At 70.8% G+C, this 24,575-nt stretch carries 23 protein-coding genes; 14 read left to right on the top strand and 9 right to left on the bottom strand.

The window, feature by feature from the left end; translation table 11 throughout:
• The first annotated feature begins 12 nt into the window (after positions 1-12).
• Genes cbiB through J2X58_RS12935 form a run of 7 tightly spaced genes read left to right on the top strand, consistent with a single transcriptional unit; the run spans position 13 to position 6,191 of the window.
• Positions 13-903, top strand: coding sequence for an adenosylcobinamide-phosphate synthase CbiB (gene cbiB, locus J2X58_RS12965; RefSeq protein ID WP_310048651.1), 891 nt, complete (start codon positions 13-15; stop codon positions 901-903).
• The gene (gene cobD / locus J2X58_RS12960) at positions 896-1,921 is read left to right on the top strand and encodes a threonine-phosphate decarboxylase CobD (protein WP_310048650.1); all 1,026 of its coding nucleotides are present in this window, start codon (positions 896-898) and stop codon (positions 1,919-1,921) included. Before cbiB ends, cobD begins: the two co-directional genes overlap by 8 nt.
• Positions 1,918-3,381 carry a cobyric acid synthase gene (locus J2X58_RS12955; protein ID WP_310048648.1) on the top strand — a complete coding sequence of 488 codons (1,464 nt, stop codon included), beginning with the start codon at positions 1,918-1,920 and terminating at the stop codon, positions 3,379-3,381. Before cobD ends, J2X58_RS12955 begins: the two co-directional genes overlap by 4 nt.
• The gene (cobU, locus tag J2X58_RS12950; protein ID WP_310048646.1) at positions 3,375-3,899 is read left to right on the top strand and encodes a bifunctional adenosylcobinamide kinase/adenosylcobinamide-phosphate guanylyltransferase; all 525 of its coding nucleotides are present in this window, start codon (positions 3,375-3,377) and stop codon (positions 3,897-3,899) included. The genes J2X58_RS12955 and cobU overlap by 7 nt, the downstream gene beginning before the upstream one ends.
• Positions 3,896-4,939, top strand: coding sequence for a nicotinate-nucleotide--dimethylbenzimidazole phosphoribosyltransferase (gene cobT / locus J2X58_RS12945; RefSeq protein ID WP_310048644.1), 1,044 nt, complete (start codon positions 3,896-3,898; stop codon positions 4,937-4,939). The genes cobU and cobT overlap by 4 nt, the downstream gene beginning before the upstream one ends.
• A complete protein-coding gene (locus J2X58_RS12940; protein ID WP_310048642.1) occupies positions 4,936-5,475 on the top strand; it encodes a histidine phosphatase family protein in 540 nt (179 codons plus the stop codon). Before cobT ends, J2X58_RS12940 begins: the two co-directional genes overlap by 4 nt.
• Complete coding sequence (locus tag J2X58_RS12935; protein WP_310048673.1) at positions 5,472-6,191, top strand: adenosylcobinamide-GDP ribazoletransferase; 720 nt, start codon at positions 5,472-5,474, stop codon at positions 6,189-6,191. Before J2X58_RS12940 ends, J2X58_RS12935 begins: the two co-directional genes overlap by 4 nt.
• A 51-nt stretch (positions 6,192-6,242) precedes the next feature.
• On the opposite strand, the gene grxD is transcribed toward J2X58_RS12935, so the two are convergent.
• The 4 genes from grxD to J2X58_RS12915 form a co-directional block, all read right to left on the bottom strand.
• Positions 6,243-7,151: a Grx4 family monothiol glutaredoxin gene (gene grxD / locus J2X58_RS12930; protein ID WP_090055998.1), complete on the bottom strand. Its 909-nt coding sequence runs from the start codon at positions 7,149-7,151 to the stop codon at positions 6,243-6,245.
• A gap of 70 nt (positions 7,152-7,221) precedes the next feature.
• On the bottom strand, positions 7,222-8,088 hold the full coding sequence (locus J2X58_RS12925) for a UDP-2,3-diacylglucosamine diphosphatase (RefSeq protein WP_090056001.1): 867 nt from the start codon (positions 8,086-8,088) through the stop codon (positions 7,222-7,224).
• A gap of 73 nt (positions 8,089-8,161) precedes the next feature.
• Positions 8,162-8,779 carry a GDSL-type esterase/lipase family protein gene (locus J2X58_RS12920; protein ID WP_310048640.1) on the bottom strand — a complete coding sequence of 206 codons (618 nt, stop codon included), beginning with the start codon at positions 8,777-8,779 and terminating at the stop codon, positions 8,162-8,164.
• Positions 8,779-10,023 carry an aminotransferase class I/II-fold pyridoxal phosphate-dependent enzyme gene (locus J2X58_RS12915; RefSeq protein WP_090175264.1) on the bottom strand — a complete coding sequence of 415 codons (1,245 nt, stop codon included), beginning with the start codon at positions 10,021-10,023 and terminating at the stop codon, positions 8,779-8,781. The genes J2X58_RS12920 and J2X58_RS12915 overlap by 1 nt, the downstream gene beginning before the upstream one ends.
• Before the next feature lie 118 nt (positions 10,024-10,141).
• Between J2X58_RS12915 and rsgA the strand changes: the two genes are divergently transcribed.
• Together rsgA and J2X58_RS12905 are read left to right on the top strand one after the other, a co-directional pair.
• Complete coding sequence (rsgA, locus tag J2X58_RS12910; RefSeq protein ID WP_090056008.1) at positions 10,142-11,197, top strand: ribosome small subunit-dependent GTPase A; 1,056 nt, start codon at positions 10,142-10,144, stop codon at positions 11,195-11,197.
• A gap of 99 nt (positions 11,198-11,296) precedes the next feature.
• On the top strand, positions 11,297-13,489 hold the full coding sequence (locus tag J2X58_RS12905) for an autotransporter outer membrane beta-barrel domain-containing protein (RefSeq protein WP_310048638.1): 2,193 nt from the start codon (positions 11,297-11,299) through the stop codon (positions 13,487-13,489).
• 11 nt (positions 13,490-13,500) lie between these two features.
• Here J2X58_RS12905 and J2X58_RS12900 read toward each other — a convergent pair whose 3' ends face one another.
• From J2X58_RS12900 to J2X58_RS12885, 4 genes are read right to left on the bottom strand one after another with little or no spacing between them, the layout of a single operon-like run.
• On the bottom strand, positions 13,501-14,517 hold the full coding sequence (locus J2X58_RS12900; RefSeq protein ID WP_310048637.1) for a spore coat U domain-containing protein: 1,017 nt from the start codon (positions 14,515-14,517) through the stop codon (positions 13,501-13,503).
• Positions 14,514-16,817 (bottom strand): fimbria/pilus outer membrane usher protein, encoded by a 2,304-nt coding sequence (locus J2X58_RS12895; RefSeq protein WP_310048636.1) that lies wholly within the window; start codon positions 16,815-16,817, stop codon positions 14,514-14,516. Before J2X58_RS12895 ends, J2X58_RS12900 begins: the two co-directional genes overlap by 4 nt.
• A 1-nt stretch (position 16,818) precedes the next feature.
• The gene (locus J2X58_RS12890) at positions 16,819-17,517 is read right to left on the bottom strand and encodes a molecular chaperone (RefSeq protein ID WP_310048635.1); all 699 of its coding nucleotides are present in this window, start codon (positions 17,515-17,517) and stop codon (positions 16,819-16,821) included.
• A 53-nt stretch (positions 17,518-17,570) separates the two neighbouring features.
• Positions 17,571-18,080 (bottom strand): spore coat U domain-containing protein, encoded by a 510-nt coding sequence (locus tag J2X58_RS12885; protein ID WP_090056021.1) that lies wholly within the window; start codon positions 18,078-18,080, stop codon positions 17,571-17,573.
• Between the two features lie 259 nt (positions 18,081-18,339).
• Here J2X58_RS12885 and J2X58_RS12880 point away from each other — a divergent pair, with 259 nt between their 5' ends.
• The 5 genes from J2X58_RS12880 to J2X58_RS12860 are packed head-to-tail and all read left to right on the top strand — an operon-like array spanning position 18,340 to position 22,373.
• Positions 18,340-18,717: a hypothetical protein gene (locus J2X58_RS12880; RefSeq protein WP_310048634.1), complete on the top strand. Its 378-nt coding sequence runs from the start codon at positions 18,340-18,342 to the stop codon at positions 18,715-18,717.
• Positions 18,714-18,908 carry a helix-turn-helix transcriptional regulator gene (locus tag J2X58_RS12875; RefSeq protein ID WP_310048633.1) on the top strand — a complete coding sequence of 65 codons (195 nt, stop codon included), beginning with the start codon at positions 18,714-18,716 and terminating at the stop codon, positions 18,906-18,908. Before J2X58_RS12880 ends, J2X58_RS12875 begins: the two co-directional genes overlap by 4 nt.
• Before the next feature lie 5 nt (positions 18,909-18,913).
• Entirely contained in the window at positions 18,914-20,470 is a 1,557-nt protein-coding gene (locus J2X58_RS12870) for an alpha/beta fold hydrolase (RefSeq protein WP_310048632.1), read from the top strand.
• Positions 20,467-21,201, top strand: a complete 735-nt coding sequence (locus tag J2X58_RS12865) for an ATP-binding cassette domain-containing protein (protein WP_310048630.1) — start codon at positions 20,467-20,469, stop codon at positions 21,199-21,201. Before J2X58_RS12870 ends, J2X58_RS12865 begins: the two co-directional genes overlap by 4 nt.
• Positions 21,198-22,373 carry an ABC transporter permease gene (locus J2X58_RS12860; protein WP_310048629.1) on the top strand — a complete coding sequence of 392 codons (1,176 nt, stop codon included), beginning with the start codon at positions 21,198-21,200 and terminating at the stop codon, positions 22,371-22,373. The genes J2X58_RS12865 and J2X58_RS12860 overlap by 4 nt, the downstream gene beginning before the upstream one ends.
• 71 nt (positions 22,374-22,444) lie before the next feature.
• On the opposite strand, the gene J2X58_RS12855 is transcribed toward J2X58_RS12860, so the two are convergent.
• Positions 22,445-24,553, bottom strand: coding sequence for a TonB-dependent receptor (locus J2X58_RS12855; RefSeq protein ID WP_310048627.1), 2,109 nt, complete (start codon positions 24,551-24,553; stop codon positions 22,445-22,447).
• Between the last annotated feature and the right edge of the window lie 22 nt (positions 24,554-24,575).

The raw sequence follows: 24,575 nt of genomic DNA, 5'->3' as shown, positions 1-24,575 counted from the left end.
ATGGCGGTGGCGATGACGCTGGCACTGGCACTGGATGCGCTGCTGGGTGAAGCCAGGCGTTTCCATCCACTGGTCGGCTTCGGCCGGATCGCGACCGATGTGGAGCGGCGTCTGTACCGCGACGGCCGTGGCGCGGGCGTCGTCGCCTGGAGCGTCACTGTGGCGATACCTTTCGTGGCGTTGTACACGCTTCGCGCGAACGTCGGCGCGCCGCTCGCGTTCGCGATCGACGTGCTGGTCCTGTATCTCGCCATCGGCCGGCGAAGCCTGGGCGATCACGCGCGACCCATCGCGGAGGCGCTGCGCGCGAACGATCTCGCGGCGGCGCGCGTGGCCGTCGGGCGCATGGTGAGTCGCGATGTCGACGCGCTGGATGCCACGCGCGTCGCGGCGGCCGGCACGGAGTCCGTGCTCGAGAACGGCCACGACGCCGTGTTCGGCGCGCTCTTCTGGTTCGTCCTGCTGGGCGCGCCGGGGGCATTGCTCTTCCGGCTCGCGAACACCCTCGACGCGATGTGGGGATACCGCACGCCGCGTTACGAACGCTTCGGCTGGGCGGCCGCGCGTATCGACGACGTCCTCGGATTCGTCCCGGCGCGTCTCACTGCGCTGACGTACGCCGCCACGGGCGATACATCCGCCGCGCTGCGCTGCTGGCGCACCCAGGCCCCGGCGTGGGACAGCCCGAACGCCGGTCCCGTCATGGCGGCGGGCGCGGGCGCGCTGCGCGTTCGTCTTGGTGGCGCCGCGCCCTACCACGGCCGCTGGGAACCGCGGCCCGAGCTCGGCGAAGGGTCGCCGCCCGACGCGACGACGATCGTCCGCGCGCTGCGGCTCGTCGACCGCGGCGTCGTCGCGTGGCTTGTCGCGGCGTTGGTGGTGGGAGTCGCCTCGCATGCTTGAGCACGGTGGTCGTCTCGCCCGTGCGGCCCGTCGCTATGGCGTGCCCGTGGAGGCCTGGCTCGATCTCTCGACCGGCATCAGCCCGTTCGCCTGGCCCGTCACGTCGATGCCGGCGGCGGCGTGGCATCGCCTGCCTGAAGAGGATGACGGTCTCGCCGATGCCGCGCGCGCGTACTACGGCACCGCGCACCTGCTGCCCGTCGCCGGTTCGCAGGCCGCGATCGCCGCGCTGCCGCGACTGCGCGCACCGTCGCGCGTGGCGGTGATCGCGCCGGGCTATGCCGAACATGCGCACGCGTGGCGGCAGGCGGGGCACCCGGTGACGACGTTGCCATGGGCCGACCTGCGCGAACGCGCGGGCGAGTTCGACGTCGTCGTCCTGATCCGCCCGAACAATCCGACCGGCGAGTGGCTCGGCACCAGCGACATCCTCGCATTCCATGACGCTGTTGGAGCGCACCCGGGCGCGACGGGTGCTCGCGCCACGCCTGCGAGGGAACAGGAAATCCCCTGGCTCATCGTCGACGAAGCCTTCATCGACACGCGGCCCGACGACAGCGTCACGCCCCATGCCCGCGATGGGCTGATCGTGCTCCGCTCCGTGGGCAAGTTCTTCGGTCTCGCCGGCGCCCGCGCGGGCTTCGTCGCCGCGGCGCCGCCGATCCTCGATGCGCTCGTGGAGATGCTCGGTCCGTGGACGCTGAGCGGACCGACGCGCCACGTCGTGACGCGCGCGCTCAACGACCGGGTGTGGCAAGCTTCCGCGCGCGAGTGCCTGCGCCACGCGGCGACCCGGCTCGCGACGCTGCTCGGTAGGCACGGACTGACGCCGGATGGCGGCAGCGATTTCTTCCAGTACGTGCGGCGCCACGATGCCGCGGTGATCGCCGACCGCCTCGCACGCCATGCGATTCTCGTGCGCGCGTTCGACGACCCGTCCGCGCTGCGCTTCGGTCTTCCCGGCGACGACGCGGCGTTCGCTCGACTGGATCGCGCGCTGGCCGAGGTGACGCGATGAGCGCGCGCGTGCTGATGGTGCAGGGCTGTACGTCCGACGCGGGCAAGAGCACGGTGGTCGCCGCGCTCTGTCGCTGGCTGAGACGACGCGGCGTGGCGGTCGCGCCGTTCAAGCCGCAGAACATGGCGCTCAACTCGGCGGTCACCATCGACGGCGGCGAGATCGGCCGCGCGCAGGCCGTGCAGGCGCAAGCCGCCGGCGTCGCGCCGCATACCGATTTCAATCCCGTGCTGCTCAAGCCCAACAGCGACACCGGGGCCCAGGTCATCGTCCATGGCCACCCGGTCGGCAACATGGACGCCGTCGGCTACCACGCGTACAAGCGCGTGGCGATGCAGGCGGTGCTCGCCTCGCACGGGCGGCTGGTGGCGGCGTATGACGCCGTGGTGGTCGAGGGGGCGGGAAGTCCCGCGGAGATCAACCTGCGCGAGCGCGACATCGCGAACATGGGTTACGCCGAGGCGGTCGATTGCCCGGTGATCCTCGTCGCGGACATCGACCGGGGCGGCGTCTTCGCGCATCTCGTCGGCACGCTCGCGCTGCTGAGTCCGGGCGAGCGCGCGCGTGTCGAGGGGTTCGTGATCAACCGGTTCCGTGGCGACATGGCGCTGCTGAAACCGGGAGTGGACTGGCTCGAGCGTGAGACCGGCAAGCCCGTCCTCGGCGTGCTGCCCTACCTGCATGGACTCGTGCTGGAGGCCGAGGACGCGCTGCCGCGGGAGCGCGTGTCGCGATCCGCCGCACGCCTCCGCGTCGCCGTGCCCGCGCTGCCACGCATCAGCAACCACACCGACCTCGATGCGCTGCGCCTTCATCCCGAGGTCGACTGCGTGTTCGTCGGGCCGGGGGAGGCGTTCCCCGCGTGCGATCTCGTCGTGCTGCCTGGCTCGAAGTCGACGCGGGCCGATCTCGCATGGCTGCGCGCGCAGGGCTGGGACACGGCCATCCTTCGCCACGTCCGTTATGGCGGTCGCGTGATCGGCATCTGCGGCGGCCTGCAGATGCTCGGCCGTGCGGTCCACGATCCACGCGGCGTCGAAGGATCGCCGGGATCGACCGACGGCCTCGGTCTGCTCGACCTGGAAACGGTGCTGGCGCCGGAGAAGCAGCTGCGCAACGTGCGCGGCACGCTGGCCCTCGGTGGCGCCGCGGTGAGCGGCTACGAGATTCATTGCGGCATCAGCGAAGGCCCGGGGATGGCGCGCCACGCCGTGTCGCTGGACGATGGGCGCAAGGACGGCGCGCGGTCCGACGACGGGCGCGTCATGGGCTCGTACCTGCACGGCCTGTTCGATCATCCCGACGCGCTCGCGTTCCTGCTCGGCGATACCGGGTCGAGCCCACCCGCGTTCGACATCCGGGCCTTGCGCGAGGCGACGCTCGATCGTCTGGCCGACACCGTCGACGCGCACATGGACGTCGCGGCACTGACTCGACTTCTGGGAGGTACACCGTGCTGACGCTGATCCTCGGGGGCGCGCGCTCGGGCAAGAGCGCCCTGGCCGAACGCGTCGCATCGGACAGCGCGCAGGAAGTCGTGTACGTCGCGACGGCGCAGGCGTTCGACGAGGAGATGGCCTCGCGGATCGTACATCATCGGGCGCGACGACCGGCGTCCTGGCGATCGATCGAAGAACCCCTCGCACTCGCGGCGACCCTGCGCGCGCATGCCGCGACGGATCGTCTGCTGCTTGTGGACTGCCTCACGCTCTGGCTCTCCAACCTCCTCGGCGCCGACGACACCGGCGAGCGCCTCGTCGCGGAGCTCGCCGCGCTGTTCGACGTGCTTCCGGGCATACCGGGCGACGTCGTATTCGTCAGCAACGAGGTCGGCCTCGGCATCACGCCGCTCGGTGAGCTCACGCGACGCTTCGTCGACGAAGCCGGCCGCCTGCACCAGGCGCTGGCGGCGCGATGCGATCGCGTGATTTTCGTGGCCGCCGGCCTGCCCATGACATTGAAAGGAACACCGCCATGAACGACTGGCTCGCGGCACCCTGCCGCGTTCCCGACGAGGACGCCGCCGCCGCCGCGACACGACGCCAGGCGCGGCTGACCAAGCCCGCCGGTTCCCTCGGGCGGATGGAAGACCTCGCCGTCCAGCTGGCCGGCCTGCAGGGGCGCGAACGTCCCACCGCCGGGCGTGTGTGGATCGCCATCTTCGCGGCCGACCACGGCGTCGCGGCCGAGGGGGTGTCGGCGTACCCGCAGGCCGTGACGGGCGAGATGCTGCGCAACTTCGCTAGCGGCGGCGCCGCGATCGCCGTGCTCGCGCGCGAACTCGACGCGACGCTCGACGTGGTGAACCTCGGCACGGTGAACGATCCCGGCGACGTGCCCGGCGTGTACCGCCGGGTGATCGCGCCGTCCACGGCCAACATCGTCACGCACGACGCCATGACCCTGGAGCAGCTCGACGCCGCGCTCGCCGAGGGGAAGGCGAGCGTGCGGCGGTCGCTCGCCGCGGGTACCGACATCTTCATCGGCGGCGACATGGGCATCGGCAACACGACGTCGGCGAGCGCGCTGGCATGCGCGCTGCTGGGCGCCGCGCCGGACACGCTGGCGGGCGCCGGCACTGGACTCGACGCCGCCGGCATCGCGCGCAAGACCGACGTGATCGCTCGCGCGCTGCATCGCCATTCCGGCGCCGACACGCCCCTCGAATGGCTGCGCCGCCTCGGCGGTTTCGAGGTCGCGGCGCTGACCGGGGCATTCGTCGCCGCCGCGCAGCACGGCGTGCCGGTGCTCGTGGATGGTCATATCGCGAGCGTGGCGGCACTGGCGGCCGTCGCGTTGCGTCCCGACGCGCGGCCATGGCTCGTCTTCGCGCACCGGTCGCGCGAGCGCGGTCACGCGCGCGTGCTCGCGGCGCTGGACGCCGAGCCGCTGCTCGACCTGAGCCTGCGCCTCGGCGAGGCGAGCGGCGCGGCGATCGCGGTGCCGCTGCTCCGCCTCGCCTGCGCGCTACACGGCTCGATGGCCACCTTCGCCGAAGCCGGGGTGTCGGAAGCATGAGCATCGATCTCCTCCGTCATGGCGACACCGCTCAGCGCAGCTACCGCGGCCAGCTCGACGATCCGCTTTCGGCCCTGGGCTGGACGCAGCTGCGCGGCGCGGTACGCGGCCGGCGATGGGATCGGATCGTGTCGTCCTCACTGGCGCGCTGTGCGCGCTTCGCCGAGGAACTCGCCGCGGCCACGGACACGCCGCTGCGCATCGATCCGCGCCTCATGGAATACCACTTCGGCGAGTGGCAGGGCGTGCCCATCGAAACGCTCGCGGAACGCGACGCCGACGCGCTCGGCCGCTTCTGGTCCGATCCCGTGGCGCACCCGCCGCCCGGCGCCGAGACGTTCGAGGCCTTTCGCGAGCGGCTCTCGCTCGCGCTGGACGCCGTCGCCGTCGAAGCGGCGACGGCGAACGTGCTCGTCGTGACGCATGGCGGGGCGATCCGGCTCCTGCGTTGCGTCGCCGAGGCGCGGTCCTTCGGCGACATGGCCGGCATCGACGTCCCTCACGCGTCGCTGCATCCGCTGGCGTGGTCGCGCTGATGCGCGGTCTCGCGCTCGCGTTCGGATTCCTCACGCGCTTGCCCGTGCGCATCGCGCATGTCGACCGGTCCGCGCAGGCCGCGTCGCTGAAATGGTATCCACTCGTGGGCGCCGTGCTCGGCGTCCTCCTCGTCGGCGCGGCGGCGTTGCTGCATGGCATGCCCGCGTTGCCCGCCGCCGCGCTGCTCCTCGTCGCGTGGGTCGCGCTGACCGGCGCGTTGCACCTCGACGGCCTCGCCGACAGTGCCGACGCATGGATCGGCGGCATGGGCGACCGCGAGCGCACGTTGTCGATCATGAAGGACCCACGCAGCGGCCCCGCGGGTGTCGTCGCGCTCGTACTCGTGCTGCTGCTGAAGTTCGCTGCGCTCGCGACGCTGCCGAACGTCTGGTGGCTCCTGCTGCCACCCCTGCTGGGCCGCGCCGCCATCGTCGCATGGTTCCTCACCACGCCCTACGTGCGCGCGGCGGGCCTCGGCGATCCACTGCGGGGCGCGCCGGTGAGGGGCTGCCGCACCGCGCTCGGCATCGCCGTGGCGGCCTGCATCGCGTTCGGCCACGCAGGCGTCGTCGCGCTGGCCACCGCCGCGGCCGTGGCGTGGCTATGGCGTCGCGCCGTGGTGCGGAGGCTGGACGGTTTCACCGGTGACACGGCGGGCGCGCTTGTCGAACTGGTCGAGGCTGCGACGTCGATCGCACTGGTCGCCATGGCCTGAAACGAAGAACGGCGCCCGAAGGCGCCGTTCGCGTGTCGCCAGGAGACAGGCTTACTCGCCGATCTCGCGGATCCAGGCCTGCATGCCGCCGTCGACGCTGTAGACCTGCGTGAATCCGTGCGCGGCGAGGCGCTTGGCCGAGTCGACGCTGGAGACGCCGGAGTTGCAGATGAAGGCGATCGGCGTGTCCTTCGGCAGCTGGGCGAGGGCTTCGTAGCCTTCGTTCTCCAGGATGCGGGCCGAGGCGATCGGCGCGATCTGCGCACGGTAGACCGCGGGGCGGTTGTCGACGAGGACGATGTCGCCGGCGTCGACGCGCGCCTTCAGTTCCTGCACGGACATCGAGGCGATCTCGACGGCGCCCGGGAACTTGAGGCTCAGGCCTTCGCCCTGCACGGTCGACACCCAGTCGATCACGATGCCCTTCGCGCGCGCGGCGCTGCCCGGATCGAAGTGCACCTCGATGCCGTTCGCGACGACGACGATGTCGTGGTCGCCGGCGGGAGCGAGCTGGAAGCCGGCGCTGTGGTCGGGACCGATTTCCAGGTGCAGCGCCTGGCCCTGCGCGTTGGCCATGCCGCCGCGGATGGCCTCGGCGGCCTTGTCGGTGATCGTGATTTCCGGCGGCGTGCGATCGGGCGGGGTGGCACCGAACAGCGTGTGCAGCTCGCCGCTGGTGTACAGCTGGCGGATGATGTCCGAGCCGCCGACGAGCTCGCCCTTCACGTAGAGCTGCGGAATCGTGGGCCACTGGCCGAATTCCTTGATGCCCTCGCGGATCTCCGGATCTTCCAGCACGTTGACCGTGTGGTAGGCCGGGATCACGTCGTTGAGGGTGTTGATCGCCGCGGCGGAGAATCCGCACATCGGCTGCTGGCGCGTCCCCTTCATGAACAGCACGACGTCGTGCTGGCCGAGCAGGGATTCGATGCGCTCGCGCGTGGGTGTATCGAGGGCCATGGGGTCACCGCGGGAAGGAAAGGGGCCATTTTACCGGCATCCATCGCACATGGGCCCGATCCGGTCCGTTTCAACCCGCTATCGACACCCCGCGGAGGGCGGAAAGGTCCGCCCGGCAGTCTGCCAGGGGCGCGAACCCGCGCACCGCCTCGGGCGAGGGGAGCACCGTCTCACGGCTGGCGCGACCCAGGGGCGTCACCCGCTCGGTCCAGTGGATCAGTTCCATCGCGCCCGTGAAGTCCTCGATCAGGGCGGTGCAGTGCTCCACCCAATCGCCGTCGTTCAGGTAGAGCACGCCGTCCATGGGGCGTACGTGGCCGAAGTGGATGTGACCGCAGATGTGGCCGTCGAGGCCACGCTCGCGGGCGTCGTCGGCGACGCGCTTCTCGTAGCCGCGGATGTACTCGAGCGCCGCGCCCACGTGCGACTTCAGGATGATCGAAAGCGGCAGGTAGGGCAGCTCGAGGCGCAGGCGCACGGCATGCACGCGCCGGTTCGCCCAGCAGATGAAGCGGTGCAGGGTGTCGCCGAGCGCGTTGATCCAGCGGCGCCCCACGTGTTCCGGGTCGAACTCGTCGCCGTGGCTGACGCGGTAGCGGCGACCGTCGGCACCTTCGTGGATGGCGTCGAGTTCCACCCGGATGCCCGCGAGGGTGCTGCCGGCGAGCCCGCGCATCTGGAAGTCGTGGTTGCCCGGTATGTAGATCACCTCGACCCCGCGCGCGGCGAGCGCGACGAGTTCGGCGATCACGGCCGTGTGGTCGGAATGCCACCAGTGGCGCTTGCCGAGCGCCTCCAGGTCGACGATGTCGCCGACGAGGTAGAGCCGCTCGCAATCGACCTGGCGGAGGAAATCGAGGAGGTACGCCGCCTTGCAGTCGGGCGTGCCGAGGTGCACGTCGGAGATGAAGGCGCTGCGGCAGGTGAGCTTCGCCATGGCATCGGTTCCCGGGGTTGTCCCGGGTGCCCAGTCTCGGGCCGCGAGGTAACCGCGGCATGGCGGCCGTGTTTCAGCGCCGTGGCAGCTCGCGCAGCGCGGCGCTCGCCTCGGGGAGGATCGCGTCCACCCAGAGCGCGTACTGCGCGGCCGAAGGATGCAGCCCGTCGGCCACCAGCATGTCCGGCGCCGCCCCGGCCTTGCGCGAGGCGGGCGTCACGTCCACCCAGCGCGCGTGCAGGCGCAGCGTTTCGTCGCGGGCGATGGCGTTGAAGGTGTCGATGTCGCGCGCGATCGCCGCGCGGTCGCGGCCTTCCGCGAAGGCCGTCACGCCCCAATCGGGAATCGACACCACGACGACGCGGCGCGCGTCGCCGGCGAACGCCGCCGCGCGCTCCAGCAGCAGGCGGAACTGCTCGCGGTATTCGCTCGCGGCACGGCCGCGGTACTGGTTGTTCACGCCGATCAGCAGCGTCACGAGGCCCCAGCGCCCCTGCGGCGCGGCGGCATCGATCGCTGCGGAAAGTTCGTCCGTGGTCCAACCGGTCGTGGCGATGATGCGCGGCGGGTCGACGTCGATCCCGTCCGCGCGCAGCCGGACGGCGAGCTGCTCCGGCCAGCGTCCGGCCGCCGGCACGCCCTCGCCGATGGTGTACGAGTCGCCGAGGGCGAGGAACGTCGGCCGCGCCATCAGGCGACGGCGCTCGCCGAGGGGATCGCTTCGTCGGCCATGCGGGTCAGCACGCGGTCGACGCGCGTGAACACCTCGGCCAGCTGCGCGGGCTCCGGCAGAAGCGTCAGGCGCAGATGCCGGCTGGCGGAGAGATTGAAGCTGGTGCCCGGCACCACGAGCACGCTCTCCTCTTCGAGCAGGCGCAGCGCGAAGGCCGTGTCGTCGAAGTGGGGCATCGCGTCGGCGCGGATCTGCGGGAACGCATAGATCGCGCCGCCCGGCGCCACGACGTCGAGGAACGGGCTGGCGGCCACGTGCTCCAGAACGACGCGGCGCGCCTCGTGCAGGCGTCCGCCGGCGGCGGTGAGCGCGCCGATGGTCGGCTTGTCGAGCAGCGCGGGACGCACCGCCCACTGCGCGGTGACGTTCGCGCACAGACGCAGCGCGGCGAGCAGCTGCAGCGCGTCGCGATACTCGGCGGTTCGCGCCGGTGCGCCGGAAAGACTCATCCAGCCCACGCGATAGCCGCAGGCGCGGTGCACCTTCGACAGGCCGCCGAAGCTCACGCAGGGATGGTCCCCGGCGACGGCCGCGAGCGGCTGGAAAGGCGTGCCGTCGTAGAGGATCTCGTCGTAGATCTCGTCGCAGAGCAGCAGCAGGCCGTGCCGGCGGGCCACCTCGACGATGCGCTCGAGCAGCGCCTTCGGGTAGACCGCGCCCGTGGGGTTGTTCGGGTTGATCAGCACGAGCGCGCGCGTGCGCGGTCCGACCAGCGCGTCGATTTCGTCGGGGTCGGGCAGGTGGCCGTTCTCGGCGAGGCAGCGGTAATACCGCGGGCTGCCGTCGTTGAGGATCGTCGCGGCGCTCCACAGCGGGTAGTCGGGACTCGGCAGCAGCACCTCGTCGCCCGGCTGGAGCAGCGCGCGCAGCGAGATGTCGATGAGTTCGCTCACGCCGTTGCCGATGAACACGCGCTCGATGTCGACACCCGTGGCGCCACGGGCGCGCTGCTGGCCGACGATGGCTTCGCGGGCCTCTTCCAGGCCCTGCTCATGGCCGTAGGCTTCGCTGTCGACGAGGTGGGCGCCGATGGCTTCGCGCAGGTGAGGCGGGGTGGTGAACCCGTAGCGGCCGGGGTTGCCGATGTTCAGCTTGATGATCGGCTGGCCGGCCGCTTCCATGTCGCGGGCGCGCCGGGTGAGGGCGCCGCGGATTTCGTAGCGCACTTCCGCCAGGTGCGCGCTGGGCTTGATCGAGGACACGTCGGGCCTTCCATAACTCGCCGCCGGGCCCTTTCCCGGCGGTCGTCATCCGATCGTAACAGCGTCCCGATGGGCCCGCGAGGCGGAAAACGGCCGCGGAGCGGGCATAATCGCGCCCATGACCGACACCCCGGACCTGGCGCGCCTGCGCCGTATCGGCTGGCGCGACCCCGCGCTGCCGGACGATCCACGCCGCCTCGCGCGCGTGGTGGCGCAGCATCGTGCCGGTTACGAGGTGCACGACGGCTCGGTCGCGTTCAACGCGCAGCCCGCCGGCGTCTTCCTCAAGCGCGGCCTCGATCCTTCGCTACGGCCGGCCGTGGGCGACTTCGTGCTGCTCGACCACGCGAACCATCCGGTCATCGAGGCGATCCTGCCGCGCCGCTCCGTGCTCACCCGCGCGGCGGCCGGCGAGCGCTACGAGCGGCAGATCATCGCCACGAACATCGACCACGTACTGGTGCTCACCGGCCTGGACGGCGATTTCAACCCGTCGCGCATCGAGCGCTACCTCACGCTGGTGGAAGGCTCCGGCGCCCGTCCCGTCGTGCTGCTCGGCAAGGCCGATACCGGCGTCGACGTGCAGGCGGCGCTCGACGCGCTGGTGGCGCGCCTGCCCGCCGACGCCGCGGTGCACGCGATCAACGCGAAGGATCCGTCCACCGTCGCGCTGCTCGCGCCTTACCTCGGCCCGGGCATGAGCGCCGTGCTGGTGGGTTCGTCCGGCGCGGGCAAGTCCACGCTCACGAACACCCTGCTCGGCGAAGAACGCATGGCGACCGGCGCCGTCCGTTCCCACGACAGCCGGGGCCGGCACACCACGACGCACCGCGCGCTGCTCAGTCTGCCGACCGGTGGCTGCCTGATCGACACGCCCGGCATGCGCGAGCTGAAGCTCACGGGCGAGGAGAACCTCGACCTCTTCGCGGACATCGAAGCGCTCGCCGCGCAATGCCGGTTCGCGGACTGCAGCCACGGCAACGAGCCGGGCTGCGCGATCCAAGCCGCGCTCTCGTCGGGCGAGCTGTCGCCGCAGCGCTGGCGCAATTACCTGAAGCTGCACGACGAACGCGAGGAACAGGCGGCCACGCTCGAAGCGCGGCTCAAGCGCAAGGCGGGACCGAAGCATGGCGCGAAGCCGCGCCGTGGCGACTGGTCGCGCGATCCCGACTGACGCGAGCGCCACCTACGCGCATCGCGCCGGTGGCCGACATACGCCACGACGTCCCACGACTAACGTGCTCCGCCTCTATCGCGAAGCAGGGAGTCGTTCATGGCCATTCGTTCGCGCGGACGCAACGTACTCGCGCTCGCCATCCTGTGCGGCATTGCGCCGCCCGGGCACGCGGCGCAGTTCACGCGCGGCGTCGTGGTCGAACGCGGGCACGCGGAGCAGTTCCTGCCCGGCGACGTGATCGCGGTCGCCGATCCGGGGAGCATCGCGTTGCGCATCGGCGCACGCGCCACCGTCGACGGCGAGGGTCTTTCCATCCGCCACGGCGGGGCCGGTGACGCGACGCGTCGCTCCCACGGCATCGTCGCCGTCGACGGTGCCGAGCTCGCGCTGAGCACGAGCAGCGTCTCGATGCGGGCGCCACGGTCGACCGGCCTGCAGGTGCAACGCGATGCGAGCGCGTGGCTCGACACGGTGCGCATCGATATCGGCGCGGATCACGGCACCGCGCTCGCGCTCAGCGGTGGATCCGCGCGCCTGGACCGTAGCGTGCTCGATGCCGGGCGCGGCCACGCGATCGACACCCGGTTCTCGAACGGTGGCACCGCCACCGTGACGATGCGCGACAGCGCCGCGCACGGACACATCGAGACCGGCGACGTGGGATTCGTGCTTCGCGCCGTCGACAGCACGCTGGCCGGCGACATGATCCGGAGCGGAGCGGGCATGCTCGACGTGTCGCTGAGCGGAAGCACGTGGCGCGGCGCGGCGCACGGCCCCACCTCGTTCGCGCTCGAGCGGGGCACATGGACGATGACCGCGGACAGCGGCATCGACACGGTTCGCGTGGGCCCCGAGGGGCGGGTCGCGCTCGCTCGCCCGGGTGCCTTCGGCACGCTGCGCGCGGGCACCTGGCATGCGGACCCCGGCGCCGCGCTCGTCCTGCGTACACGCCTCGATGCCGGCGGCACGCTGGCACGCCAGGGCAGCGACCGCCTGCTCGTCACGGGCGACGTGGATGGCACGACCGCGGTCGAGATCGTGCACACGGGTGGCGCTGGCGCGAACACGGCCAGGCCACGGGGGCCGAACGGCGCGAGTGACGGCATCAGCATCGTGCAGGTCGGCGGGCATGCCACGGCCGACGCGTTCCGGCTCGCGGGCGACCACGTCGCCGTCGGCCCGTGGCGATACCAGCTGGACGCATACGCTCCCGACGTATCCGATCCATCGCAACGCCTCGTGGCCGGCGAAGGCGGGTTCTGGGATTTCCGTCTGCAAAGCACCCGCGTCGATCGCCACGGGAGGATGCCGGGACAGGACGCATTGCGCGGCGGCGTTCCCGATCGCGCGGCTCTGATGGCCCAGGTGCCGGCCTACCTCGTGCACGATCATGCGCTGATGGGATTCGGCCGCGCGGCGATCGACGCGTTGCAGGCGGAAGACACGGACGAGGCGCGCGAGCCGGCGCTGCGCGCCAGGGCGTTCGGCGGCGACAGCCGCTACCGGAGCAGCCTCGGATTCGTCGACTACGGCGTCGACTACGCACGAACCGATCGTGGATTGCAGCTTCTGATGGACACGCCGGTCGCTGGCACGGACGGCAATGTCCTACGAATGGGCGGCGGACTCCTCGCCGGAAAGTCCTTCGCGCGGACGGCCGCCGCCGAAGGGCGCGCCTCGGCATCCACCTCGGTCGCGGGACTCGCTCTTTTCACGCGCCTCTCGACCGACGGCGGCTGGCGCCTGGCCGGCGGACTCATGGCGACGCGATACGTCACGGCGGTGTCGGCGCCGGGCAGGGGCGAAACGCTGCCTGCGCGACGCGCGCACGGGCTGGACACCTCGCTGTCGCTCGCCTGGCGCTGGCAGCTGGGGACGCACGCGGTGCTGGAACCGGGTGCCGCATGGCTTTCGCAGTGGCTTTCGACGCACGGCGCCACCGATCGCGACGGCATCGTCGTCGCGCCGACCTCCGCGCGCCGCGCGGTGTCGCGCATCGGCGCACGCGCATCGATGCCGTTCGCCCCCGAAGGGCGGACGCTCTACGCATGGGAAACGTATCTCGACGTGCGCTACGAGGCAGCGTCCGATCGGGGCGCGAGTGCGACGCTCTCCGGTGAGCGCTTCGCCACGGGCCGCGCGGGCGCTGCCACCGTGGCGTCGCTCGGCCTGCGCGCCGAGCTGTGGTCGCGCACGAGCGTGTGGCTGGAGGCATCCCGTCGCACGCGATCCGGCCGTGCCGGCGAGGCGGGACTGCGCGCGGCCGCCGGTGTCTCGGTGGTGTTCTGACACCTCGACGGTCAGTACGTCACCGTGACGGTGACCGTATCGCTGTAGCCGCCCGCCGCGGCGGCCGGCTGCACGGGGACGCGGCCGTAGACGGTGAGGGTCTGCTCCGACCCCGAGCCGGTACCTGTCGCGGTGTCGCTGTTGATCGTGTTGCCCCAGCGCTGCGTGCGCTGGCTGTCGCGATACAGCTCGTAGGCGACGAAGCTCGATCCGGAGGCCATGCGTCGCGTCGAACCCGAAGCATTCTGGCCGTTGTCGAGTCCGACCTGGAACGGTGAGCGGTTCGTGCAGGTCATCCTCAGCAACGACGTCTGATCGGATGGCGTGCGAAGGAAACCCGGCACGTTGCCGAAGTCGAGTGCCGTGGCGGTCGTGATGGTGCATGCCTTCGCCACGGAGGACGTCACGGTCGACGATGGCCCCGCGGCCGTGCCACCGCCGCCGCCGCCGGTCTGGCACCCGGCGGGAAACGTGCCGAGGCTGAGCAGCGCCTCGTTGTACCGCCACGCGATACCGTTGGCCGCGGCGCCCCCCGCCAGCGTGGCGCTGTAGTTCCCCGGCGAGAGCGACGGCTGCGGTGTCAGGATTCGCCCGTATACGGTCGCCGAACCGGTCTGCGTCTGCGGATTCGACAGGATGGTGAACTGCAACTGGAAGGGCAGCGGTGCATAGGTCGCGTTACCGACGGGGCCGAGCACGCTGGTTCGCTGCGAGTCCTTGTAGATGTCGTAGCGCATGCGGTCGTTGCTGGCGTTGATCATCGTTCTCGGCGACACGGCGCCCTGGTCGTCCGGTGCCATGCCGAGACATCCGGTGAGGTACACGCCGTAGAGGCCGCCGAGCAACCCACCGGTATACGTGCAGCTGTAGTTGATCGTCGCTACCGTGTCGACGGCGGAGCCTGTCGGCTGCACGGCCGGGAAGGCGAGCGTGGTGATGCTCGTGACGCTGCATGTGGTGACCGCCTGCGCACGCCCCGCCACGAACAGGGAGGCGATGCCGATCAGCACGATCGCGAGCCACTTCATGGCTCGCTCCGACAGGTGAGCGGGCCGATCTCGGGCAGGTCGCGCGCGCCCTTCGGATACGTCAGCTGCGCCCGGCAACGCGTATGGTCGGGCAACTCGGCCTCGAGCGATGTGTCTCCCGGCAGGTCGTCGAGGTAGACGAGGCCGTCGTAGCCCACGAACGCCTCCTCGCCGGCTGATGTGACGACACGCGCGCCGACGGGGAGCGGCTGCCCGCGACCGTCGACGAGGATGACCGACGCGGCGCGCACGCGCCGGATCGGGAAACGCACGACGACGCCCGAGCGATCGGCGGGCGCGACGATGGTTTCCACGCGCGAGACGCGGTCGTCGGCGGGCAGGTCCAGCGGGTCGATGCCGAGGCGATTGTCCTGGTAGGCGTTGAGGCGCGACACGAGCAACAGGCCACGCGCATCCGTGACGCCGGTCCGGCGGTTTTCCAGCAGCACCGGAATGTCGGCGGCACCCTCCGTGGTGACCAGCGCGAACGCGTCGTCGATGCGGCGGGCGGCGAACGCATGCCCACCCATCAGCACGACCGCGCCGTTCGCGTCCGCGTAGCCGTAGGTCGACGCACCCATCGTGCTCGCGCCGATCGTGAGCTGCCCGCGATTGCCCAGCCAGCCCACTTCGCCGAGCCCGCCACCGTCGGCGCCGCCGCGGCCCTGCACGTGCCAGCCGAAGCCGCCGTCGCCGTCGATGGGGCGGCTGGCGTCGACGATCCCCGCCGTGTGCCCGCGGTCGCGCTGCACGGACGTGCTCCACGTCGTGCGCTGGTCGAGTGCCACGGTGACGCCGACGAAGATGCTGCGGTCCGCCGCGTCGTCGAGGTTCTGGTTGTAACTCGCGTTGAACGAGATGCCGCCGCCGAGCGTGCGCAGCAGGAAGAGGCCCGCGTAACGCGACGCCTCCTGGCCGGCGTAACGCAGGCGCACGAGGTTGGCACCGAAGCTCGTGTCGCGGACGTTGAAACCGATCAACGCGCGATCGCTCACCAGTGGCGGCGGCGATCCGTACCCGGCCGCCACGTCGCGATAGCGTGCGTCGCCGCGCACGGTGTCGAACGACGCGTTCACGTAGCGGCCGTTCCAGGCGTAGCCCAGTCCGTACTGCGCGCCGCCACCGCGCGAGACGGCGTACGACCCATTGACCAGGTGCGCGCCGCCGGGATTCCAGATCGCGCCAGCGCCGGCGGTGCCCCGCCCGTCGCCGGCCTCGACGTGCGATTCGAGTGTCAGGCGGTCGTCGACGCCACGGCGCCATGTGCCGCTGACGACGGGCGCGCTGGCGTAATCGAACGAGTCGATGCCGTAGCCCTGGCGAACCTTGCCGAGTTCCACCGACCAGTCGTTCAGCCCCGCCCGCAGCAGCTGGCGCGCCGAATAGAACGGAAAGGTCACCGTGCTGCTGCGCCCGAGCGCGTCGGTGAGGACGACCTGCGCCTGGCCCGCCTGGTCGACCCCGGGCACGGCGGTGAGCTGGAAGGGGCCCGCGGGCACCCGGCCGCTGTATTGCCGCACGCCGTCGACGTACAGCTCCACGGCAGACGGCGCCGTCGCCTGTCCGAAGAATTGCGGCAGCGGTGTCGTGACCGTGTAGGGCTGCAGGGCGAAATCGCTGCCGTACGCGATGCCGCCGATGCGCGTCGCGCGTGTCCAGGAAAGATAGCCGGTGAACGTGTCGCCGACCGTCAACGCCTGCGCGCGGTCGGGGAACGCGAGGCGCCACTGCGTGTCCAGGCGCACGGTACCGCCACGCCATCCGTCCTCGCGCGTTTGATAGCGACGGGTCAGCGACGTGTTGCTGAGCACGCCGAGGCCGTCGCTGAAGCCGCGCAGTTCGGCATAGCCGCTCACGTTGCCGAGGCCGTCGCCGTGCGCGGCGTACACGTCGTAGTTGAGCAGCAGGCCGGTGCCGCTGACCGCCTTCATGGCGCTGCGCTCCGGGCGGTTCAGCACGGTGGTGGGCAGCGACAGCCTCTCGGGCGGCACGTCGATCGTCACCTGCTGCCGTGCCACGTCGTAGCTGTAACGGAGGTCCGGGATCGACGCGAGGCACTGCTCGCGCTCGTCGGCGCCGCTGGCGAAGCCCAGGCCGCGCAGGTCCGCCGGCGTCGCGCAGAGCGTGCCGTCGCGGCGGACGAAATGGACGAGCCTGCCGGTGGCGCTGCCGTTGAGCACGACCTCCAGGTACAGGTCCTCGCCGACCGTGCGCACGCGCGGATCCACCGTCGGGGGCGGCGGCACGGCGAGTGCCTCGGTCGTCGTGGCGTGCGCGGCGCCCGCTTCGAACGCCAGCACGCTAGCGGCTGCCCGGGTCCACGACCAGGGTCGACTCCGCCGTCTCACCGTTGATCCTCGCGCGCAGGGCACCGCCGCCCGGTGGCGTCGCACCCGGCACGCGCCACTCCATCGTGGCGCCTGGCAGCGCGTAGCCGACGAGACCCGGCAGCAGCGACATCCGGTCCCCCTTCACATCCTGCCGCACCACGTCCGCGATCTGCGCGTGGCCGGTGCCGGTGTTGCGCACGCGCAGTACCGAACCGCCGGGCGTGGCATCCCAGCTCGCCTGCAGCGTCGCCTTGACGGTCGGATCGCCGCGTGGCGCGAGGAATACCGGCACCGAATACCGCAGCACGAACTTCAGTCCCTCCGTGTCCTTTCCGTCGACCGGCAATTCGTCGACCAGCACGCGATAGGCCCCTTCGTTCCCATCGCCCGGAGGATCGATCTGACGGATGACGCGCACCATCTGCCGATCGCCGGGAGCGATCGTCACCATGGGCGGGCTGACGACCAGATCGCGCGACGCTTCCAGGTAATCCTTGCCGTCCGCCTGCGTCCAGCGGAACACGCGCACCTGCGCGTGGATCGCGTCGTTGCCCGTGTTCGTCAGCCACAGCGCGTCGGCGCGGGTGACGGCGGCGAAGCGCATGCCGATCGGCGACACCTGGAGGCCGCTCGCACGGGTGGCGGGCGGCGACCCCGCGGCGGTGGCCATCGCGAGGGCCACCGCGATGGCTCTCGCAACGGGGAGCGAGCATCGACGCACCGTCAGTACGTGATGGTGGCGGTGATGACGTCGGTGTACGCGCCGGCCGGGAAGTTCGTGCTCGGCACGCGTCCGTAGACGGGAATGTTCTGCACGGTCCCCGTGCCGCTGCCGGCGAACACGTTGCCGCCGGTGCCCGTCGTGCTGCCCCAGATGTCCGCCGCGCCGCGCGACGGATTGCGGTAGAGCTGGTAGGGCACGAGCGCGGTCCCGTTGGTCATCGCGCGCGTCGTCGCGCTCGTCCCGTTCTGGCCGTTGTCGAGCGCGATCGTGTACGGCGCGCTGGGGGTGCAGTTCACGTTGAGCGCGCCCTGGTTGTCGACGTTCGTCGCCGTGGAGGGCTGGGTGCCGAAGTTCACGTCGGTCGGTGCGGTCGTGCTGATGTCGCACGCCGCCGTGATCGTGATCCGCACGTTGAACGTGGTCGTGGCGGTGGCGGCCCGCAGCTGTGGCGTGGCCACGGCGGCCGAGCCGAGCGCGGCGAAGACGAGGGGACGAACGAGGTGGCGCATGGCGATCTCCGAAGGTGGCGCACGCCGGAACACCGGCGTTGCGGGACGTGGTTCCTTCGGCTGCAAGAATCGGTGCGCGCGCGGTCGCCGCATGTGAAATTCCGGCCACGCTGCCGGATCGGCCTAGCGATGCCGAAAGTGCACAACGCCATGTCAAGGCTGCTTGACACGCCCCGCGAGAGCGCGCAGGATGATGTCAAGCGTGCTTGACACGTCTGACACCAGGGGCGGGACGATGCGAGCGGTGCACAAGCGGTACATGCGGGAGTTCGTCCCGGCGATGCTGGGTTACACGGTGCTGATCCTCGCTTCGACGATGTGGCTGAAGACCCTCGAGGGCACACTCCCGCGCGCCGTGGTGACGCTGCTTCCGGTCGTTCCCGTCGGCTTCCTCATCCGGGCGATGGTGCGCGTCATTCGTGACCAGGACGAGTTCGAACGACGGGTCGATCTCGTGTCCATCGCCATCGGCGGGAGCGTCGGCACCTTCGGCTTCTTCACCTACGGCATGCTGCTCAGCGCGGGAGTGCTTCCGTCACCGGCGGCCGAGACCGTCGCCATCTGGGTACTGCCGACGCTGCTGTTCTGCTTTGGCGTGGCGAAGTGCGCCGTCCTGCGGCACTACCGCGACCAATGATCAACCGCGTCCGCGAACTCCGCGGCGAGCTCGGCTGGTCGCAGGCGGACCTCGCCGAGCACCTCGACGTGTCGCGGCAGACCGTCAACGCGATCGAGACCGGCAAGTACGATCCGAGCCTGCCGCTGGCGTTCCGCATCGCGCGGCTGTTCGGCCTTTCCATCGAATCGATCTTCACTCCCGGGGAATGACCGTCATGAAGCGACCACCACGGATCGCCATCGTCGTCGCCATCGTGGCGGCCGTCCTCTCGGGACGCCAGTGGACGAAAGCGCACGGCGAGCCGTCCGCGAGCCCGTCGCCGCCCGCCGTCACGCGGCCGGCGCCACCGCGCGTGTGGCGCGTCGGGTCGGTCGAGCTGAAGCCGTGCGAATTGCCGCAGGCGCATTCGGGGCTGTCGACCGCCGCGTGGTGCGCACCCTTCGACGTGCCCGAGGACCGTGCGAATCCCAAGGGACGCCACATCGCCTTGCAGCTCGCGCTCGTGCGCAGCAGCGCGCAGGTGCCGGCGAGCGACATCGTGGCATTCATCGCGGGCGGACCCGGGCAGTCGGCCGCGGAAAGCTATCCCGCGATCGCCACCGCGATGGGGCCCGTGCTGCAGCATCGCAACGTGCTGCTGCTCGACCAGCGCGGCACCGGCGGCTCGCATCCCCTGAGCTGCCGGGACGCCGGGCCGGGCGCGCCGGCCGGGGCGGACGAGGCGCATGGCTTCGACGCGGAAGCGGTGCGGAAGGAAACGCGGGCCTGCCTCGGCCAGCTGTCGAAGGACGCCGACGTGCGCTTCTACACGACGACCGACGCCGTCGCCGATCTTGAAGACGTGCGCCGCGCGCTGGGCTCGCCGAAGCTGGATCTGCTCGGGGTTTCGTACGGGACGCGCGTGGCGCAGCAATACGCGATGCGTCACCCCGACGGGCTGCGCACGCTGATCCTCGACGGCGTCGCGCCGAACGGTCTGGTGCTGGGCGAGGATTTCGCGGTGAACCTCGACGCGGCGCTGAAGGCGCAGTTCGCGCGCTGCCACGCCGATGAAGCCTGCCGCAAGCGCTTCAACGATCCTTACCAGACGCTCTACCAGCTACGCGACGCGCTGCGCGCGAACCCGCACAAGGTGACGTTCCGCGATCCGCAGGACTATTCCTCGGTGCAGCGCGTGCTCAGCGAGTTCTCGCTCGCGACGGTGGTGCGCATGTTCGCCTATTCGCCCGAAACCGCCGCGCTGCTCCCGTTGTCGATCGACGCGGCGGCACACGGCGACGTCGGCCCGCTGCTCGGGCAGGCGAAGCTGCTCACCGGCGATCTCGGCGACACGATGGACGGCGGCATGCAGTACTCGGTCATCTGCACGGAGGACGCCGACCTTCTCCAGCCGCGGCCGCAGGACAGGGACACGATTCTTGGCGACACGCTCATCGAGGCCTTCCGCGCGGCCTGCTCGGTATGGCCGCACGGCGAGCGCCCGGAGAACTTCCACGCGCCGCTGAAGAGCGACGTGCCGGCCCTGCTGATGTCCGGCGAGTTCGATCCGGTGACCCCGCCCCGCTACGGCGACGACGTGGTGAAGGGACTGCCGAACGGCCGCCACCTCGTGCTGAAAGGGCAGGGCCACAACGTCGTGGCGCGAGGCTGCATGCCGCGCGTGCTCGAGCGCTTCATCGACAAGGCCGACGCGAAGGGGCTGGACGTGAGCTGTCTGGACCGCCTGAGGCCCTTGCCCGTATTCGTCGGATTCAACGGAGCCACGCCATGATCGAGGTGAGGGATCTGCACAAGTCGTTCGGCGAGGTGCGCGCGGTCAACGGTGTGAGTTTCGTCGCCCGCGACGGAGAGATCACCGGCCTGCTCGGTCCCAACGGCGCAGGCAAGACCACGACGCTGCGCATGCTCTACACGCTGATGAAGCCGGACGCCGGCCAGGTGCTCGTCGACGGCGTGGACGCGGCGGTGGATCCGGATGCCGTGCGCCGCCAGCTGGGCGTCCTTCCCGACGCGCGCGGCCTGTACAAGCGCCTGACGGCTTCGGAGAACATCGATTACTTCGGCCGGCTCCACGGGCTGCCGCCGGCCCTGCTGCGCGACCGTCGCGAGGCGCTGATCGACGCGCTGGAGATGCGCGACATCGCGACGCGCCGGACGGAGGGCTTCTCGCAGGGGCAGCGCGTGAAGACCGCCATCGCACGCGCGCTCGTCCACGATCCGCGCAACGTGCTGCTGGACGAGCCGACCAACGGGCTGGACGTCATGGCGACGCGCGCGATGCGCCGCTTCATGCGGCAACTGAAGGACGAGGGGCGCTGCGTGCTCTTCTCCAGCCACATCATGCAGGAGGTCGCGGCGCTCTGCGATCGCATCGTCGTGATCGCGCACGGGCGCGTCGTCGCCGACGAGGCGCCAGCGATGCTGCTCGAACAGACGGGCGAGGCGACGCTCGAGGACGCCTTCGTGAAGATCATCGGCACGGACGAGGGGCTCGCGGCATGACGGCTTTCTCCACGGTCTACTGGAAGGAAGTGCGGGAGAACCTGCGCGATCGCCGCACGTTGATCAGTGCGCTCGTCACCGGTCCGTTGCTCGGCCCCGTGATGTTCATCATGCTGATGAACGTGATGGTCACTCGCGAACTGGCGAAGACGGACCGGCCTCTGACCGTGCCGGTCATCGGCGCCGAACTCGCGCCCAACCTCGTCGCCGCGCTCAAGAGCGCGAGCATCGACGCCGGCCCGGCGATTCCCGACCCCGAGAACGCGGTACGCGAGCAGCGCACCGACGTCGTGGTCCGGATCTCGCCGCGTTATCCCGAGGCCTGGGCGAAGGGACAGCCCGTGCAGGTGGAGCTGATCTACGACTCGTCGCGACGCGACGCGTCCGCGCCCATCGTGCGCGTGCGCGGCCTCGTCGAAAGCTACGGCCGGCGCGAAGGCGCGATGCGGCTGATCGCACGCGGCATGTCGCCGAACACGGCGTGGCCCGTGCAGGTCGCGGACCGCGACCAGGCGACGTCCCAGTCGCGTTCCGCGCTCATGTTCTCCTTCCTGCCGTACTTCTTCGTGCTCACCGTGTTCCTGGGCGGCATGTACCTAGCGATCGACCTAACCGCCGGCGAACGCGAACGGCAGTCGCTCGAGCCGCTGTTCGTCAATCCGGTGCCACGCTGGCAGATCCTGGCCGGGAAGCTCGGCGCGATCTGCACGTTCGCCCTGGTCAGCCTGTTGCTCAGCGTCGCGGCCTTCGCGACCGCGCCCTGGTTCATCCCGACGGAGAAGATCGGCATCGCGCTGGATCTGGGCTGGCGCTTCGGCTCGCAGGTCGTGTTGCTCATGCTTCCCATGATCCTGCTGCTCGCCGCGTTGCAGTCGCTGGTCTCCGCGTTCGCCAGAAGCTACCGCGAAGCGCAGACCTACCTCTCGGTGCTGATGATCATCCCCGTGCTGCCGAGCCTGCTGCTGTCGGTCGTCGCCATCCGCGCCGAGCCCTGGATGTACGCGGTGCCGCTGCTCGGACAGAACCTCGGCATCGTGCAGCTCCTTCGCGGCGACGGCATGACGGCGTGGGAGATCGGCCTGTGCATGGCCGGTGGCTTCACCGCGGCGATCCTCGCCATCTGGGCCACGGCGACGATGTACCGCTCCGAACGCCTCGCGATCTCGGGATAGGAGGCCCCGAAAGCGTGGCTACCGGAGGGTGGGAGCCGATCGTATCGGCGATGGCGTCGCGACGGCGTCCCTTATCGCCAGCGCACGTCCACGCCCACCAGCAGCGTCCGCCCCGGTGCCGGCTCGTAGTAACGCCCGTTGCCGTCGTTGACGATCACGGAACCGACGACATGCCGGTCCGCGACGTTGTCCACGCGCGCGAACGTGTTCACGCGCCACGGTCCGTCGTCGAAGACGTAGCCACCCGACACGCCGAATAGCGCGTAGCCTGGCGCCGACTCCGTACCGAGGTCGTTGACGGACGTCGAACCCATCGCGCTCATGTCGACGCCGGCCTGCCAGCCGCGATCGGCGCCGTACTTCAGCGCGGCGTAGCCGCTCGAGCGCGGCACGCCGGGAATGCGCGTACCGGCGGCGACCGGCGTGTCGGGCGCGGCGCAGCCGGCCGACACGCAGGTGAGGAACGGCGAGCGGAAGCTGGCCTGGATCCGCGTATAGGCCGCGACCAGGTGCAGGTCGCGCGCGAGCTCGCCATCGAACGAGAGCTCCACGCCCTGCCGGCGCGAGCTGGCGATGTTCTGGTAAGTCGTGCGGCCGCCCAGGTTGGTCGCGACGGCGAGTTCGTCGTCGCTGTCCGCGCGGTAGACCGCGAGGCCCGCCTGGACGCGGTCGGTGGGTCGCAGCTTGATGCCGATCTCCTCGTTCCGCGAATGCGAGGGTTTCAGGTCGAACGCCAGGCCCGCGCCACGATCCGCGCGGTAGCCGAGTTCCGAGAACGTCGGCGTCTCGAAGCCGCGTCCCCAGTTCGCGTAGGCGTGCAGCCAGGGCGCCGCTCGCCAGAGCACGCCGAAGACCGGCGTGGTCGCCGAGTACGTCACGCTGCCGCTGTCGTCCGGGTTGCCGGCGGCGATGTAGCGGTCCGTCGAACGGAAGCGGACCTCGCTGTGGCGCGCGCCACCCATCAGCGTCCAGTCGTCGGCGACCCGCCAGGTGGCCTGGGCGTACTGGTCGAAGTCGAACACGCGGTCGATCTCGTCGCGCCGCTTCGCGCCACGCACGCCGAGCGAGCGGCCCACGAAATTCTCGTAACCCTGCCGATGCTGCGTCTGGTTGTCGTAGGCCACACCGGCGGCGATCTCGAACGGCCGGCCGGCGAGCGTGTCGCGCCACGTCCAGCGCGCGTCGCCGCCGCCGTATTCGTTGCCCAGATCCACCACGCCGCCCGAATTGCCCGGCTGCGATGACTGCGTCGCCACCGGGATCGACAGGTACTGCAACACGCTGCGCCTGCCGTAATAGCCCATCACGCGAAGGCTGTTCGCGTCGTCGAGGCGCTGATCGTAGATGAGGCCGGCCTGTTGCTGGTCCACCGACTTGCGCGTGTCGAACGTGTTCGCCACGGCGGCCACCTGGCGGGGATCGGCCTCGTACTGCGCGCGCGTCAGGCCCAGCGGATCCTGCGCGTCCGGCACGTCGAGGGCGTTGAGGACGAGGGTGAGCTTCGCGTCCTCGTCGATCTTCCAGCCGATCTTCGCGTTGCCCGATTCGCGTCGCGCGGCGCTGTGGTCGCGATAGCCGCTGGTGCGGAAGTGGGTGACGTCGACGTTGTAGTCGACCGGACCTTCGACGCCCCGCGCATTGACCGACGAACGGAAGTTCCCGTTGCTCCCGCCCGCGACGCCGAAGCGCAGCTCCGGCGGCTGCGTGCCGTCGGCGGTGAACAGCTGCACCACGCCGCCCGACGCGTTGCCGTAGAGCGCCGAGAACGGCCCGCGCAACACTTCGACGCGGTCGGCGGAGTCGAGGTTGAAATGCGACACCTGCCCCTGGCCGTCGGGCATCGTGGCAGGGATGCCGTCCGTGTAGAGCCGCACGCCCCGGATGCCGAAGGTCGAGCGCGCGCCGAAGCCGCGGATCGACACCTGGGCATCCTGCGCGTAGTTCTGCCGGTCGCGCGCCACGATGCCGGGGATCGCCTGGACGCGTTCCGAGAGGTTCACGTCGAGCGAGCCATCGGGCGGCGTCGCCGCGACATCGATGGCGGCCGGGATGTCGTAAGGCGACTGCTCGCTGCGGGTCGCCGTGACCACGACGGGAGCGAGACGAGCCTCCTGCGCGGCCGCGGCCGTGCAGAGCGCGAGCAGGATGCCGCCGGCGAGGGGACGAAGATGGGGCCGCATGGGGAGTCCTTCGGGGGAACGC

Origin of the sequence: Luteibacter sp. 3190, assembly GCF_031456385.1 — a bacterium.
GTDB lineage: Bacteria > Pseudomonadota > Gammaproteobacteria > Xanthomonadales > Rhodanobacteraceae > Luteibacter.
The sequence above is the reverse complement of the archived record's forward strand: the minus strand, read 5'-3'. Positions and strand labels throughout refer to the sequence as shown.